Below are 15979 nucleotides of genomic sequence, written 5' to 3'. Positions count from 1 at the left end.
TGGAATGAGCATGGCCTATTCTATTGTTTGATGAATTCACGCGCGAAGCGGTAGAGGGGGGTCAGATCGGTGCCGCTGTTGGGGAAATCTAGAATTAACTCGTGAATTCCCGCCGCTTCTAATGCAGCTATGCGCTGACGAATCGTCTCAGGACTGCCTACTAACGAGGTATCACGCAACTGCTCTCTGACATGCGCTGGCAGTAGCGCCAGAGCCTCTTCGTCTGTATCCGCAATAGAACAAACAGCACCCATGGTACAATGGATGGTACCGTAATCACGGCCCACTGTCTCACAGTGATTTTTGAGGACGGCCAACTTATGCTTGATTGTTTCCACATCACCACTCACATTACAGGCGTCTCCATATTGCGCGACCAGTTTGAGTGTGACCTTCTCTCCTCCACCACCAATCAGGATTGGAATATGCGGCTTCTGGACGCCCTTTGGCTGGTTGATGGCTCCACGTATCTGGTAATACTTACCTTCAAAATGGGCCTCTTCTTGCTCCCACATCGCATGAATGACCTGAAGCGCTTCCCGCAACATGCGCAACCGCTCCGGAGCATCGGGATAGGGATAGCCGTAGGCGCGATATTCGTGCTCGTACCAACCTGCACCGATACCAAAATTCAAGCGGCCATGGGAGAGCACGTCCAGCGTACTGGCCATTTTCGCCAGCAGGGCAGGATTGCGATATCCATTACAGGTCACAATCTGGCCGATGCGCACACGTTTGGTATCACGCGCAATAGCTGCCAGCGACATCCAGACTTCAAATGTCACTTCCTGGGAAGGTTTAGGAATGGTATGAAAATGATCAACCATCCAGACGGACTCATAGCCAGCCTCATCGGCGGCTTTTGCGACATTGGTCATCGCCTCATAAGCTTCCACAGGATCTTTGATCGCTGCCAGATTCATTTTCCAACCATTAGGAATTTCGGCACTATACTTCATATAAAATAAACCTTCTTTCATCGCTAGCATAGTTGTACTATTGGATATACGCATCATCCCTGGCAGGCAGATGTAACAAAGCTCCTATCTGCGGCGTGTGAGCTGATAGATAGGAGGAATAATGTCGCGATGAATAAAAAGGCGCTACATGATGCATTGGTGGCGGCAGGCTTGTCGCGCCTGCTCAAGGATCTACCGGCCCTGCTAGCTCCTTCAATACATCTGATTGCTACCCCGACACCAGAGGCGGCATTGGCTTCCGGATCATCCAAAATAGGAGGCATACCAGATCTGCCACCAGATGTAGCATGGCCCAGATGGAGGCGCTTTCCGCTGGCGTTTATTGCGCAACTACGGCTGGCGGAGTTGGCTCCCTACGATAGTGAGCACTCCTTACCGGCTTATGGCATGCTCTGGTTTTTCTATGCCGCCCGGCAGCAGACGTATGGCGCGGATCCCGATGATCTGGGAAGTTGGTCCGTGCTTTATCGTCGCACTACCACCCACCTCCAACCCAGATTACCACCCGAATCCTTGCCTTGCGCTGACCGCTTTTCCGCCTGCCAGGTACATGGCGCCAATGATTCCACGCTGTCCCAGTTACCGCAATCTCTGATCAAAAATTTCGATTGGAGTGATGACGAACAAGAACGGTACGACGAGTTGGTGAGTTCACTTTCTGCTGGCACCGGGAAATATGAGCCACACCATAGCGTTCTGGGACATCCCTATATGCTGCAGGATGATATGCAGGAACAGTGCCAGTTGATGCGTTCAGGAGTACGCAACGTTGAGGATCCGCGCATCGAACTTTTGTGCACCAGAAGTCGGGATTGGCGTTTGTTGCTACAACTTGATAGCGATGAGCGCATCCATATGCGCTGGGGTAGCTCCGGCATGCTTTATTATTGGATACGCTGGCCTGATCTGCAGGCCGGCTATTTTGCGGACACGTGGCTTATCTTGCAATCCGATTAGTGGTTGACTACTGATACTTTTAGACTATAGGAAGTGTAGCTATGGCCATAAGACTTCTCCTGATCCTGATTGTGCTGCTCTTGTTCCTGGTCATCCTGTATAGCTTCAACCTGTTGCCGATACCAGCGCTGCAGCAAAAATCATCGCCCTATACAGGCAACCAGCCCTTCCAATCCTATATCGAACCCGACTGGGGTCACCAGACCCAGACATCCGGATGCCAGATCGAGGGATCGTTGCAGGATAGTGCATGCACGCCAGGAGCTATTTTTCCTCAAATTACCGCGAAAGATATCTGCACTCCTGGGTACGCCAGTTCTGTACGCAATGTGTCGCAACCTCTTAAAAGGAAAATCTATGCCTCCTATGGGATCAAAAAACGCCTGCCAGGCCAGTATGAAATAGATCACCTGGTCAGCCTCCAACTCGGCGGCTCCAACGACATCTCCAACCTCTGGCCCGAACCCGACAAGCCCCTACCCGGCTATCGGCAGAAAAATCAGGTCGAAAATTACCTCCACGATCAGGTCTGCGCCGGAAAAATCTCGCTACGCGAGGCCCAGAGTGAAATCGCCATCAACTGGCTCCAATATTACAGCCAGATCCCGCCAGACACCAACTCTCATGATTCATCCGATGAATCGTAACGATAGCTACCAAAAACAATCCGTAGTTTCGACCCTTGAGGTCGATTATCCCTTGCGGTCGATTACCGCTGCCACTTCTCTTCAATAAGATCACATCGATTAGAAGTATCTATCACGATAATAAGTAGGACAACATACAAAGAACATGATATTCTTTACATAGCGAGAATGATTCAAGGGAAAGGACTCTCTCATGACTATTACCCGTCATCCATACCGCGGTGAGGCTGATCTGCCTCGCATCCTGGATCTGGTGAACAGGATGCCATTTGCGTGTCGTCACGTGATCGATTTACCCTGGCGACTCAGTTCACCGACAATGAACACTGGCCAGAATGCCGTTTTCTGGACAGATGCAACAGGCAATGTGGTGGGCTTCGCAGCCTGGCAATATTATTGGGCCGCCCTCGATCTTTTTATTCTGCCCGGCTCTACTTTTACCGATGTCATCACGGATCTGTTCGCCTGGGCAGACAAACATTTTCTTGAACTCGATACAGAGCGAGGCTGGCCGCTGCCCTACTGGATCGAGTTTCGCGATGATGATTTAGACCGCCGCCAGCTCGCTCTGGAGCATGGTTTTACGCTGGACGAGGAGGATCATTATGTCTTGCTGCAACATCCATTGCGCGATCTTTTAGCTGTGCCATCGCTACCAGATGGTTTCCTGTTACGCCTATTCAAAGGTGAGCAGGAAGTCGCCGCCTATGCTGAGCTGCAACGCGCCGCCTTTGAAAGTACCTCGATGACGGCCGAATGGCGCGCACGTACCCTGCGTATGCCGCAATATCGATCTGATTTAGATCTGGTCATCGAAGCTCCTGACGGCTCATTGGTCGGATTCTGCGTTGGCTGGTTTGAGCCAACACGCAAGGTTGCCCAGGTAGAACCAATCGGAGTCCATCCACGCTTCCAGCAATTCGGCCTGGGCCGCATCTTGTTATTAGCCATGCTCCACCGCTTCAAAGCACACGGAGCGGACAGCGCCATCGTCGAGACCAATCTGGATCGTACGCCGGCCCGTGCTGCCTATAAAAAGGTTGGCTTTCAACAAGTCCATACCATTCGCCATCTCGGCAAGTGGATGAACCAACCCTAAAACTATCCGAGCTTTTCAGGATAACAGAGGTTCCATAATGGAACTTCTGTTGTCCTACATACGTCAACACCAAATAGCTCTCTTTAGCGCTTTCTTAAGACCCAGGCCATGTTAAAATGTAGAGACAAACAAGGGCTTATCGTGCGATAACAAGCAACCAACACTAACCAGGGTGTTGCCACAGCTTTGACCGATTGCATAAAATAAGTGCCAGGCATATCTATCTACAAATACTACTAATGAAGGTAAAAAAACAGTATGACTCTAGCATCAAAAAGCACTATCAGCTTTACCACACAAAACACCTATTTGAATGCGTTACTGGAATACCTCCATCCAATCGGGGACCTGGAAGCTTTGCTGGCTCTGGCGTCCTGGGATCAGCAAACCGCTATGCCGGCTGAGGCTGGCGTGATGCGTATGCATCAGGTCGCGATCCTCGAGAGTATTATCCATGAACGCCTGACAGCTCAGGAGATGGGCACGTTATTGTCGAATGCGGAAAAGGCAGCGTCCCAGGAATCATTTACCGATGCTGATCGTGGCCTGCTCCGCCAGACCCGGCGTACATACGATCACGCCACAAAGCTACCTAAAAGTCTGGTGGAGGAGAAGGCCAGGCTACGTTCAGAGAGTGTAGATGCCTGGCAGAAATCACGTGCCAATAATGATTTTGCTCTCTTTGCACCTTTCCTGCAACGGACTATCGCGCTTAAACGCGAGGTCGCCGAGCGCATCGGCTATACCGAGTTTCCCTATGATGCCCTGCTGGATGATTTTGAGCCAGGCTTGACGACACGTAAAGTGGAGGCGATGTTTCAGTCGGTGCGCGCGGTAAGCACCAGTCTGTTACAACGCATCCAGCAAAGCGGTCAAACCATTGATGCCTCCAGTCTGTATGGGCATTTCGCACCGGAACAGCAGCATACTCTGAGTGATCAACTTTTGCGTGTGATAGGTTATGATTTCTCGCGTGGTCAACTGGCACGCTCTCAACATCCTTTCACGACTGACTTTGGCGCTCCCTTTGATGTGCGCGTGACCAATCGCTATGATGAGCAGTATCTGCCGATGGGGATTATGGCCGGCATGCATGAAGGCGGCCATGGACTTTATGCTCAGGGTATTTCGCCCGCACTGGCGCGTACCGCGCTGGCCAATGGTGCTTCTCTGGGTATCCATGAATCACAGTCACGCCTCTGGGAAAATGCTATCGGTCGTTCGTCAGCTTTCTGGCAGGCCCATTATGGACTACTCCAGCAAGCCTTCCCTGAGCACTTTAAGGATATTGAGCAAGCCATCTTTGTGCGCGCCCTTAATACAGTCAAACCCAGCCTGATCCGCGTAATGGCCGACGAAGTCACTTATAATCTGCATATCCTGATTCGCTTTGAGCTCGAAAAAGGATTGGTGAATGGTGAGTTCGCCGTTGAAAGCCTGCCTCGCCTCTGGAATGAAAGATACCAGCAATATCTGGGCATCACACCTCCAACCGAGACGGAAGGCGTCCTGCAAGATGTCCACTGGACCTCGCAGTTCGGCTATTTCCCAACTTATACCCTGGGCAATCTGTATTCGGCTCAGATATTGCATACGCTCCAGCAAACCTTCCCGGATTTCCAGGAACAGCTGGCGACTGGCGATACCAGTTTTATCCTTACCTGGTTGCGTGAGCATATCCACCAATACGGAGTCATCTATCAACCCGAAGAGCTTATACAACGCGCCACTGGTGAAGCTCCCAACCCACAATACTTCGTAGACTACCTGACCAATAAATTCGAAAGCGTCTACAATCTACCACCAGAGCAAGTCAACAATTAGTCATATCGTAGCTACATTGCTTCATAGGTTTGCCGCTTACATCACAACGATGCAAAGCGGCAAACTTACTTCTTCATAGAAAAACTGTGTGCGTTGGAGTGTATGGCAGATCGTGGCAAGATAGAAGAAGTTTTATGCTTATTTTCATGTTATGATGCCTGAAAACCATCATCCGTTTCAAAAGTTGGGAGGTAATCAACATGCAAAATCAACAGGAAAGCGATCTACCAGCGAAGCTGTCTCAGCCTGCACTCCGGGCACTTAGCGGGGCTGGCTACTGGCGGCTGGAACAACTAGTGGAGGTACGTGAAACCGAGATCAAAAAGCTCCATGGCATTGGGCCAAATGCACTCAAACAGCTCCGCAGCGCACTTGAAGCCCGTGGCCTGTCATTCGCAGGTGAGATAACCAGGGGAAACTAAGTCCTCCCGGCGTCAGCAAGTACAAAGATGGCTGAAGATCTTCTGTTATCTTTGTACTTGCCTGGATTTTGCTACCACAGGCTCACGCCATAAACTTCATCTATGCAAAGTAGCGTGGCCCTTTCTTGGCGATTTTTAAAGCCTGCTGCAATGGATCGCCAGGACCTTGTATCCCCCATTGCGTCAATAATTTACCCCGCCGTTCCAACTCTTCTGCATACGCTCCTCCCATATAAAGAGCGGGATTAGCACGTGAAGCCGTTAGTTCTTCGGACTTTCCCAGGTAAAGGACGGCATCTGCTGCCGACCCTCGCATCAAAACCTGTATATTACTATTGCCAGCGACCGTCTCGACTCCCAACCAGGTTCCTGCCAATCGGGCAAAGCCGGGTTTCGGCCAGGACCGAAGCTCATCTGCCTGTACACTCTGATCGCCTGGAATGGTCATGAGTACATCGATGACGAATACACTGCCTGGATGAGCCGCATCCAGGTGGGCGGTGACGTTGATTGGGGCCATATCAGGTGGTTGGCTTGGATCTCCTTCGGCACGCACTCCACGTAACAGGTGACTGGTGCCCGCGATCAACAATGCTTTGCGCCCCTTCTGGAGCACTTCACGCTCGACCACGCCTGCATAGTGTGCATCCCGTTGCAAAACCAGTTTTCCCCAATCTTCTTTCCGCCTGACATTCTCCCAGTCTATCGCTGGATCTCCCAACAACACACGCAGCTTATGGGCCGCGGGCAGTGTTTGATTGAGTGCCCGCACCGTCCGGAAGAAGCGCTCGTACACCGGTGCATCCCAGACAGGATTGGCACCTGTGATCAAAGTATTGCGCCAGACTTGCCGCAATACCTGATCCTCAACTGGCTGGCCAGCAGTAAAACGATCCATCACATCCTGATAGCCAGCGCTACCAAATTCCACGACAATATCGTTGATGGTGCCAGGTTTCAAATTTTTTAGTAAATCTATAATAAAGTCATGCTCTTCTTGTAACTGATGGGCCTCACCCAGAGCAACCAATTGATGGCTCTCCAATGCTGCCATCACAGCCTGTACGGCATGCTCCGCCTTTGGGTCCCTCAAGCCGGGAACAGCATGCACATCAGCTTTGCTCCCATAGATACCAAGAGCAACCACGCCCACTGCTGCCGCGCTATAGGTCAGGAACCCACGCCGTGAAATCTTGCCTCTTATGCTTAAATTTGACATCACTAATACCATTTTCTATCCAACTACACCCTGAGCCGGGCATTGTGTTCATTCCTTAGTTCGTCCAGAAGCGTTTCGTATGATCTGATTACCAGACCAGTGTGCCTCTGTACACAGATAGAATAAGGTCAACGCCATCACCTGTAACGAGTCTATAGAACCGTTTCTCGACCCCACCCACAGACCTATTCGCCTGTTACATGTGCATAAAATATGTCTGTTTCATAATCTTGACTTTTTGTAGGATTTTATTTATTATTATCAGGTAAACATAATTTCTTCAATAAGGAGATCACTATGCCAGCTCAGCGCTAATGTATGCCAGATGAATAGAACCAGAAAAGCAGATCTGTTGCTGTTTGTAGATAATGCAACAGAAATGTGTTTGGTCTCTAATGGTTTCTATGGCATCGCGTTAGCAACTTCTCTTTTCAGGTTCGGCATGGTTCTTTTTATGATTCCGTTCTGTTTTCCATCCTCCTCTGGAAGTTGCCTTCCCGTTGCATAACAGTGAGCAGGTGCTTTTTTGTACACATTTCTGGCATACCTCTCACCCCTTATTCCTCATGTATACCTCAAGATATAGCTTTATACGGAAATGAAGGAAAAAAAGACGATGCTCAAGATTCATATTATTGGTGGTTCTGGCAGCGGCAAGACCACTCTGGGAGGACAACTGGCGAAACGCTTTGGTATTCCTCATTATGATTTGGATCAGGTTGGCTGGAAACATGGTATGAAACCTCTAGCCTGTTATGTAGAAGAAGCGTTAACGATCCTGAAGCAACCCGGCTGGGTGACCGAGGGCAACTATCTGTTCTGGACGGATCCACTTCTGCATCAGGCTGATTGCATTGTCCTGCTGGATATTCCTCTGGCAGTAGCGGTATGGCGTGTGCTGTATCGTCATGTGGATAAAAGTTTGCGCGGCACTAATCCTTATGCCACAAAGTTGATGATCCCGTTACTGAAAGGCATATTCTACTTCTATGATCACACAGATCGTCCGCCCACAGAGTTTATGCGTACCTACCTTGATCTGTATCGTCAGCAAACAAAGGTACCTGCAACCGGCTTTAATGAGGAATTTTCAGCCCGCTATCTGGCCATCTATCAGGCTATCTCGGAGCCACCCGCCGCCGATTTTTCCCAACACTATCGTGAAACCTATAATAATGGCGTAGAGCCACCAGTGCTGGATTTCTTGCGTATGCATCACGAAAAGTTCAGAATGAGCGAGCTCGATAGAACCATAGATACTACATACAAGTACCTTGAATACTATCCTGGCAAAGTCTTTGTGCTCAAGACAAAAGCGGATCGCCAGCGTTTGCTAACGCATTTAAGCACATTAGATCAAAGGCAGTCCGACTGATTCGCCTGGATGGCAACAGTTCAGTACCAGCTATCCGGGTCGCGCCGCGATTGCTGGTACTGTCCATTTTATGAAATTTGTGCTATATAAAGGAAATGATATTACGTTCAAAAGTACAATACGTCCAGGTGAATAATATTCTGGTACGTTATCAACGCGTGGGATCGGGACCTCCGGTTATATTACTGCATGGACTCTCAGCCTCGACCCGCTGGTGGATGCACAATGTAGAAGATCTGGCACAAGAATATTGTGTGTATCTGGTGGATCTGCCTGGCTTTGGGTCGATGGCACATATACAACAACGCTTTGCCTTGCTACAAGCCGCCAGCTGGCTCTTGCAATGGATGGATGCAATTGGTTTAGAACGAGCGGACTTTATCGGCCACTCAATGGGAGGCTTTATCGGACTATGGATTGCGGCTCACCGCCCTGAAGCCATCTCACGTCTGATCCTGGTCGCGCCCGCCGTCTTTCCACAGGTGCGCTCTATTTTTGGCTATGCCGTGCCACTCCTCAAATCCTTTCGCTATATGTCTCCTCAGTTCTTTATGATTGTCTCGCTAGACACGTTACGCATGGGCTTTCTCACCTTGCTGCGTGCAGTTCGCGATCTTATATCGGAACATCTGGATGAAGAGATCGAGGCGGTACAAACTCCCACCCTGCTGATCTGGGGAGAAGGTGATACACTTGTCCCTCCAACCCTGGGTGAACTGCTACAAGAAAAAATGCAGGCCGCCTCACTGTTAATAATTCCCAAAGCCGGTCACGCCTGTATGTATGATCAACCAGCCATCTTCAATGCTATCGTCAAAGATTTTCTGGCCAAACAGACAACTCCTGGCGGCTAGCCTCTTTTCCATAGCTACGCCCGCCTCTCTCCTCTGCCTCCATGCGAAAAGATCACACACAGCCCAAAAGATAAGAGGATTCTTATCTTCTACTACTCTGGATTAAAGTTTGATTATAAAATGGAAAAGCGCCTGATTTTCCATAAAAGTCTATGGAATTTCTTACAGGAGGATGTTATGGTAGATATACAATAAATATCAGGCTCCTAGATTGAAGGTAAAGTGAGGCAACTCGATGGTCGCTACAATGGTGGAAACAAATATATACCAGAGCTATACAGATACTACGTTGATTAATCTCTGCTGTAAAGGTGAGCAGAGAGCATTCGAGGAATTATTGCATCGCTATAATCGTATGATCTTCAATTATCTTTATCGTTTATTAGGAGATAGTGGTATGGCCGAGGACCTTTCACAGGAGGTCTTTCTGCGCGTGTATATAGCACTCCCGAACATTAATGCAGAACGGCCGTTTAAACCCTGGTTATTCCAGGTTGCTCACAATTGTTGTATTGATGAACTCCGTCGTCGCCGCCGACAGGCCCTGCCTTTCTCATCGATCAATACAGATACAGATGCCGAAGAGGAAAACAATCTCGCGCTGATTACTGACCCCTGTCCTCTGCCTGACGAGATGACCGAACACCATGAACTGCAACACATCCTGAGTGAAGCAATTCAAGCACTACCGATTAAATATCGCGCCGTTACCACGTTGCGCTACCTATCACAGCTCAGTTTCTCAGAAATTGGGCATGCTCTCCACATGCCTGAAGCAACCGCTAAAACATACTTTTCTCGTGCCAAAAAAAACCTGCGCACGATCCTGACAGAAAATTATCACTATGCTCTATCCTGAAGGGCCATTAACGGCAAAGTATCTCGTGGCTATTCTTCAACCAGAAGTGGTTTCAGATCTTCGCAATCTGAAACCACTTCATCAATAGTAACGCGCTGTTGCTGCCAGGCACTGGCTTTTTTCAATTGCTTCGGCGCTGGCAATGCGATCAAGTTCGCACGCCCTTTTCCCCTCACATCAGGATATGCTAGTTTTTATTCAAACTCTTCAGCATTACTTTACCTCTTCTTCTTAGAGGTCGGTACATTGCAACTATGTTTATAGTTGTGCTATTCCTGCAACAAGTCCTTCTGCGAATTTGAGCTCATCAGCTACTCCATTTTAACTAGAAGCACAATATAATCACGATGCTATTTTAAGCTGTTTTTATGCCAAATTCAATTCTTTACTCACATCCACATTTCCTGGAAAATTCTTGGAATTGCTTCCATTTCTTGACATAGGGCGCAAATAACTGCTATAATGGTGATCTAATAAAAATCAGGTAGATTTAGCGAGAGGAATAAAGCGCGCCATACATCATTGGTACCCCATCGTCCCCTCAAGAAAGGAGCCTCCCCATGCATATGCCCATTGGAGAGTTTATTCGACAGATACGACGCCAACGGGGGCTCACACAAACAGAGTTGGGAAAACCTCAATTCTCGAAATCTTATGTCAGCGCGGTTGAGCGCGGACAGATTATTCCGTCCTATTCGGCTCTGCGTTTCTTCGCACTCCAACTTGATCGGCCAGCGGAAGAGCTTGAGAGTTTACTGGAACAAACACAAACACACAAAACAACGCTTACCTCAATGTCCTTTAGAGAACAACCTGATGAGCGCATCAATGATCAGGATGCCACCTTCTTACTGAACCTGATTCTGCAGGGCAAAGGTCCGGATACGCTCTCGCTCTCAACTGCAGTGCTGGATATTCCACTGGATCCTACCATGAATGCACTGCTACAAAAACAGGCTCGGGCCGCCTTGCTTAAAGGATTGCTGGCCCAGGAACAGGCAGATCTCTCAAGTGCACAAACGCAACTGGAATTCTCACTGGCACTCGCAGCAGACGAATATAAGTCGGTGATTCTGGATGCGCTTGGCAATAACGCATATCTGCTTGGATCTTATGAGCAAGCATTGCATTACTACCTACGCGCACTCGATAGTGTTGAGCTCTTACCTCTCCCACAGTCAGATCTGGTGTTTCAAATTGAACTGCATTGTGGTCATGTTTTACGTTTACTTGGTCAACATCAGACGGCTCAACATCACTATGCCAGAGCGCGCAAATATCTACGTCCAACCCATAATATGAATATAGCGGGCCAGCTCTATCTTGGTTTAGGCTATAGTACGTATGCCGCCCTCTATCAAACAGGAGACAAAATAGAGGCATTGATCACGCAAATGCCTCCTGAAAAAATTGAAGCACAGTTTCAACAGACCCTCAGTTTTCTGCTCCAGAGCAGAACTCTTTATCAGGTGGGGGCTGATTGGAATGGTGAAGTGCAGGCGCGTTTAACTCAGGCAGTTGTGTTGTTGGATCTCTGTGACTGGCGACAGCAGCAGGTCTTGCTCAGACGGCTTGAGCCCCAGCAACCTGTTCAGATCCATGCCGGTACGTTATTGGATGAGGTCTATGAACAATGCCACCAGATTCTGGTATATTTACAGGAGTTGTATCAGTCCTCACCAGCGCTATCTGCGGAACAAGAAAATATTGCTTATATGGCTCTCGCTTACTTGATCCGTTCATTCAGTAAACGCGCTACGATTGCACGTCTGGGTGGTTATGAGAGCTCTGCTCTGCAGGAATGCTCTCTGGCAGCAGCGCTTTGCCAGCTCGTCCTGCACTCGCTGGAGGATAGGTCACTTTCCTGGACTATGCTTGACGAGGTTATCAAACTTTCCAGCCAGAACGCCAGTAGCACTGGCCCTTCTACGTTGTATCTGCCTCCCATCGTGGATATCAAAGAAAAAACGCCTGGCTATCTGCTGGCATTGGCTGAGCTTTACTTTGCCGCCGGTGAAGTCACTGAGGAGAGAGCCAGTTCCATCACTAATCCCAACAGTTTAGAGGAAGCCTATAGCAGCGCAGATGAGTGCTTCACTGCCTCCATCACGGCTATCTCCAGACACTATCGTCTCGCCCGGGCAGGTACTGGAAATCCTGAAACAACCTATGAACCTGGCTATACACTGCGCTTCTATCAACGCTATCTGGTGATTCTCAAACAACGTGAGCAGAGCGCCCCAATAGCCAGTCACGTTAGTAGCCAGCAGATACAAAATCTGCTCACAAAAGCGACTATTCTCTATCCCAGGCCACTTCACCACTTCCTGACTCACCCCATGTCCGGGGAAAATTTAAATTTATGAGTCATCCCGAATTTTTGAGGAACATTTCTAGCCGGAAAGAAAGAGAGAAAACCGGAAAAGTAAGAACTAGGCAAAGAGGGGTCTCCTGAGTTAAACTGTTAAAAATTCAACTGACAGCAAAAAACCAGGAGGCCCCCAACTCATGCCATTTCAGTATGACATACTTCAACCCGAGGAACAAGATGCGCAGAGAGCATCACAGGAATTAGCTCAATTGCTTGAAGAATTTCTTATGCCACTTTTGATTGTGCTTGATAGGCTGATAGATAAGAGGTTAGTGCGAACGTTAGTACAGGTATGCGTTGCAATTATTCGTTTCAGAAATAACAAGCAGGGACTACTTTTGAGTGAATTAGGTTCCTACCTCGATGGATATGCGCAGCAATCAAAAACAGCGACTGCTGGAACGAAGAGAGTGGGAAACCTGCTTCGCTCCATAAAATGGAATTTTTTGCAGATAGATCACTATTTACTAGAAGAAGCTGATAAAGAGGTGACACGTATGAGAGAACAAGGGAAAAGGATTATTTGCCCTTGGGATGAGAGTGTCATAGAAAAAGCGGAAAGCGAGAAATTAGAAGGAATCTGTCCAGTAACTTCTAGTAAAGCGAAAAGATTGCAGCGCTCAAAAAAAGGTATGGTCTTTAATTTTCCGCCGAAGAAAGCGATTACAGTGGCAGGAATGCAGTGGACAGCAGCATTGATCATAGGAATGGAAGGAAGGGTAAAAGTAGCGGTGATGAGCTGGTGGACCACCAGAGGTGATGATGCGACAAAGTTAAGAGAACAACAAGAAAAGTTATTGAGAAAAGTTGTTCGGAAATGGGGGGATCAGCTCCTTCACATATTTGATCGTGGAGCAGCATCAGGTCCTTGGATACAAGTGTTACAGAAATTACGTGTGCGTTTTGTGATTCGCTGGAAAAAAGGACATATATTTTTCAATGAGAAAGGGGAAAAGAAAAAATTATGGCAGATTGGATTGCATAAAAAGTATTTATCTCATAAAGAAATACGTGATAACCATACTGGAGAAAAGATGCCTTGTGATATTTGGTGGGCACCGATCTGGCATGAGCAATACACGTATCAACTTTATCTCGTAAAAGTTCGCGTGAATAAGAAAGTCTGGTATCTGGTAACTAATGAGCGTATTCGAACTGCAGAGCAGGCTTGGGAGATTGTTTTTGCTTATCGGAGACGTTGGCAAATAGAACTCGTATTCCGCTATGGAAAGAGTGAGCTGGCGATGGAGAGTCCGCGCTTGTACGCGATGGAAAACCGACTCAAGCTGTTAGGTATTGTGACACTTGTTTATGCTTTTCTCCTCCATTTACTCACTCCTATCCACGGGGATCTTGTTGAAATGATCTTGCATCTGAAGTGCAAAAGAACCGGAAAGCGATGCAAAAAAGCTATTACACCGCTTTACCGCTTACGTTGGGCGATCAGCCGTCTGTGGGACGACTATCGTCCAAGTCTTGGCTACCTTTTGGCTCCCAATATCCAGACATTACAGTCTTTGGCAGATAAAAGGTGTTAGAAAAACATCCCAAAAATTCGGGATGACTCATAACTTAGTGGTAGAATACCTGACTTCCCGCATGTAGCGAGGAAGCAAGTTAGATCGTGTCAAACAGTGGTATACTCTCAAAGGTTGGTTATTCTTACGGCCATAGAGATTAGTCATTTTTAAAGAGGAGATTTGCAGATGTCAACACGATTGACAGACCTACCCTCATGGAGGGCTCTCGAACAACACTACCAAAAGGTTAGTAACCTTCACTTGCGCACACTTTTTGCGGAAGATCCTCAACGCGGTGAGCGTTTCTCGGTTGAGGCTGAGGATATTTATTTTGATTATTCTAAAAATCGGGTGACTACGGAAACCTTACAATTACTCTTAAAGCTGGCTGAAGAGGTTGGTCTGCAGGAGCGCATCAAGGCCATGTTCAGCGGCGAAAAGATAAATATTACTGAGAAGCGAGCCGTCTTACACGTGGCCTTGCGTGCCCCAAAGGACGAGAAGATCGTCGTGGATGGTCAGGATGTCGTTCCTGAGGTACATGCTGTGCTGGAGAAAATGGCGAACTTTGCAAGTCGGGTTCGCAGTGGCGCGTGGCAAGGTTTTACCGGCAAGCGTATCCGCAATATTGTCAACATTGGTATTGGTGGATCCGATCTCGGCCCTCATATGGCTTATGATGCTCTGCGCTACTATAGCGATCGCAATCTCACCTGCCGCTTTGTCTCGAATGTCGATGGCACGGACTTTGCCGAAGCAGTCCATGATCTGGATCCTGCCGAGACGCTGTTCGTCGTAGCTTCCAAAACTTTTACGACTCTGGAAACCCTGACCAATGCTCGCTCGGCTCGTGACTGGCTGCTGGCTACGTTGAAGGATGATAAGGCCGTTGCGAAACATTTTGTGGCTGTCTCCACAAATGAACAAGAGGTCTCCAAATTCGGCATCGATACCGCGAATATGTTTGGCTTCTGGGACTGGGTCGGTGGTCGCTATTCTTATGACTCGGCGATCGGACTTTCTTTGATGATCGCGATTGGCCCGAGCATTTCTATGAGATGCTGGCTGGCTTCCATGCTATGGATGAGCATTTCCGCACCACACCTTTTGAGCAGAATCTGCCGGTCTTGCTGGGCCTGCTCGGCGTCTGGTATAACAATTTCTTTGATGCTCAGACCGTGGCTATTCTGCCCTACGATCAGTATCTGGAACGTTTCAGCGCCTACTTACAGCAGTTGGATATGGAGAGCAATGGTAAGCATGTGGATCTCGAAGGCCATGAGGTCAACTACCAGACTGGACCTATTATCTGGGGCCAGCCCGGCACCAATGGCCAGCACGCCTTCTATCAATTGATCCACCAGGGAACCAAGCTAATCCCTTGTGATTTCATCGGTTTCAGCCAGACGCTTAATCCGGTCAAACCTCACCATGACCTCCTGATGGCCAACTTCTTTGCTCAGACTGAAGCCCTGGCTTTCGGCAAGACCGCGCAAGAGGTTGCCGCTGATGGTGTGGCTGACTATCAGGTAGCACATCGTACTTTTGAAGGCAACCGTCCCAGTAATACAATCCTGGCTAACCGCCTGACTCCGGCCATGCTTGGCAAACTGGTCGCCCTCTACGAACATAAAGTCTTCGTCCAGGGTACAATCTGGAATATCAATTCTTTCGATCAGTGGGGCGTCGAACTCGGTAAAGTCCTGGCGAACCACATCATTCCTGAACTGGAGAGCGCGGAACAGACCGATCTCAAACACGACAGTTCAACCAATACCCTGATCAAACGCTACCGCCAGCAGCGCAAAGCAGAATAAACAAAACCTATCGGGTCCCTTGCAGTATTGATCAT

Annotated in this window: 13 protein-coding genes and 1 pseudogene; 11 read left to right on the top strand and 3 right to left on the bottom strand. The window is 48.5% G+C overall.

The features are described from left to right. Positions 1–20 precede the first annotated feature (20 nt). Complete coding sequence (locus KDW_RS27095; protein ID WP_151759032.1) at positions 21–959, bottom strand: LLM class F420-dependent oxidoreductase; 939 nt, start codon at positions 957–959, stop codon at positions 21–23. Positions 960–1088: 129 nt separating this feature from the next. Between KDW_RS27095 and KDW_RS27090 the strand changes: the two genes are divergently transcribed. The 5 genes from KDW_RS27090 (at position 1089) to KDW_RS27070 (ending at position 5929) form a co-directional block, all read left to right on the top strand. Then, positions 1089–1937 (top strand): YwqG family protein, encoded by an 849-nt coding sequence (locus tag KDW_RS27090; protein ID WP_151759031.1) that lies wholly within the window; start codon positions 1089–1091, stop codon positions 1935–1937. A gap of 41 nt (positions 1938–1978) precedes the next feature. Then, on the top strand, positions 1979–2584 hold the full coding sequence (locus KDW_RS27085) for an HNH endonuclease signature motif containing protein (protein ID WP_151759030.1): 606 nt from the start codon (positions 1979–1981) through the stop codon (positions 2582–2584). Positions 2585–2777: 193 nt separating this feature from the next. Next, the gene (locus KDW_RS27080) at positions 2778–3683 is read left to right on the top strand and encodes a GNAT family N-acetyltransferase (protein WP_233097924.1); all 906 of its coding nucleotides are present in this window, start codon (positions 2778–2780) and stop codon (positions 3681–3683) included. Positions 3684–3941: 258 nt separating this feature from the next. Continuing rightward, the gene (locus KDW_RS27075) at positions 3942–5507 is read left to right on the top strand and encodes a carboxypeptidase M32 (RefSeq protein WP_151759029.1); all 1566 of its coding nucleotides are present in this window, start codon (positions 3942–3944) and stop codon (positions 5505–5507) included. 200 nt (positions 5508–5707) lie between these two features. Further along, the gene (locus KDW_RS27070; protein ID WP_151759028.1) at positions 5708–5929 is read left to right on the top strand and encodes a helix-hairpin-helix domain-containing protein; all 222 of its coding nucleotides are present in this window, start codon (positions 5708–5710) and stop codon (positions 5927–5929) included. Positions 5930–6029: 100 nt separating this feature from the next. On the opposite strand, the gene KDW_RS27065 is transcribed toward KDW_RS27070, so the two are convergent. After that, positions 6030–7148 carry a ChaN family lipoprotein gene (locus tag KDW_RS27065; protein WP_162005651.1) on the bottom strand — a complete coding sequence of 373 codons (1119 nt, stop codon included), beginning with the start codon at positions 7146–7148 and terminating at the stop codon, positions 6030–6032. Between the two features lie 616 nt (positions 7149–7764). On the opposite strand from KDW_RS27065, the gene KDW_RS27060 reads away from it, so the two are divergent. From KDW_RS27060 to KDW_RS27050, 3 genes are all read left to right on the top strand, one after another. Continuing rightward, positions 7765–8523 (top strand): hypothetical protein, encoded by a 759-nt coding sequence (locus KDW_RS27060; protein ID WP_151759027.1) that lies wholly within the window; start codon positions 7765–7767, stop codon positions 8521–8523. 95 nt (positions 8524–8618) lie between these two features. Then, complete coding sequence (locus KDW_RS27055) at positions 8619–9377, top strand: alpha/beta fold hydrolase (protein ID WP_151759026.1); 759 nt, start codon at positions 8619–8621, stop codon at positions 9375–9377. A gap of 235 nt (positions 9378–9612) precedes the next feature. Then, positions 9613–10236, top strand: coding sequence for an RNA polymerase sigma factor (locus KDW_RS27050; protein ID WP_151759025.1), 624 nt, complete (start codon positions 9613–9615; stop codon positions 10234–10236). 29 nt (positions 10237–10265) lie between these two features. On the opposite strand, the gene KDW_RS35380 is transcribed toward KDW_RS27050, so the two are convergent. After that, a complete protein-coding gene (locus KDW_RS35380; RefSeq protein WP_269822534.1) occupies positions 10266–10388 on the bottom strand; it encodes a hypothetical protein in 123 nt (40 codons plus the stop codon). A gap of 408 nt (positions 10389–10796) precedes the next feature. On the opposite strand from KDW_RS35380, the gene KDW_RS27045 reads away from it, so the two are divergent. The 3 genes and pseudogenes from KDW_RS27045 to pgi all read left to right on the top strand — a co-directional run bounded on the left by KDW_RS27045 (position 10797) and on the right by pgi (position 15944). Next, on the top strand, positions 10797–12602 hold the full coding sequence (locus KDW_RS27045; RefSeq protein WP_151759024.1) for a helix-turn-helix domain-containing protein: 1806 nt from the start codon (positions 10797–10799) through the stop codon (positions 12600–12602). Between the two features lie 142 nt (positions 12603–12744). Then, positions 12745–14145 (top strand): transposase, encoded by a 1401-nt coding sequence (locus KDW_RS27040; protein WP_151758644.1) that lies wholly within the window; start codon positions 12745–12747, stop codon positions 14143–14145. Between the two features lie 168 nt (positions 14146–14313). Continuing rightward, positions 14314–15944, top strand: a pseudogene (gene pgi, locus KDW_RS36190) (glucose-6-phosphate isomerase). Positions 15945–15979 lie beyond the last annotated feature (35 nt).

It is taken from the genome of Dictyobacter vulcani, from assembly GCF_008974265.1.
Taxonomy (GTDB): Bacteria; Chloroflexota; Ktedonobacteria; order Ktedonobacterales; family Ktedonobacteraceae; genus Dictyobacter; species Dictyobacter vulcani.
Note: the sequence above shows the minus strand (reverse complement) of the source record. Positions and strands in the feature narration are given on the sequence as shown.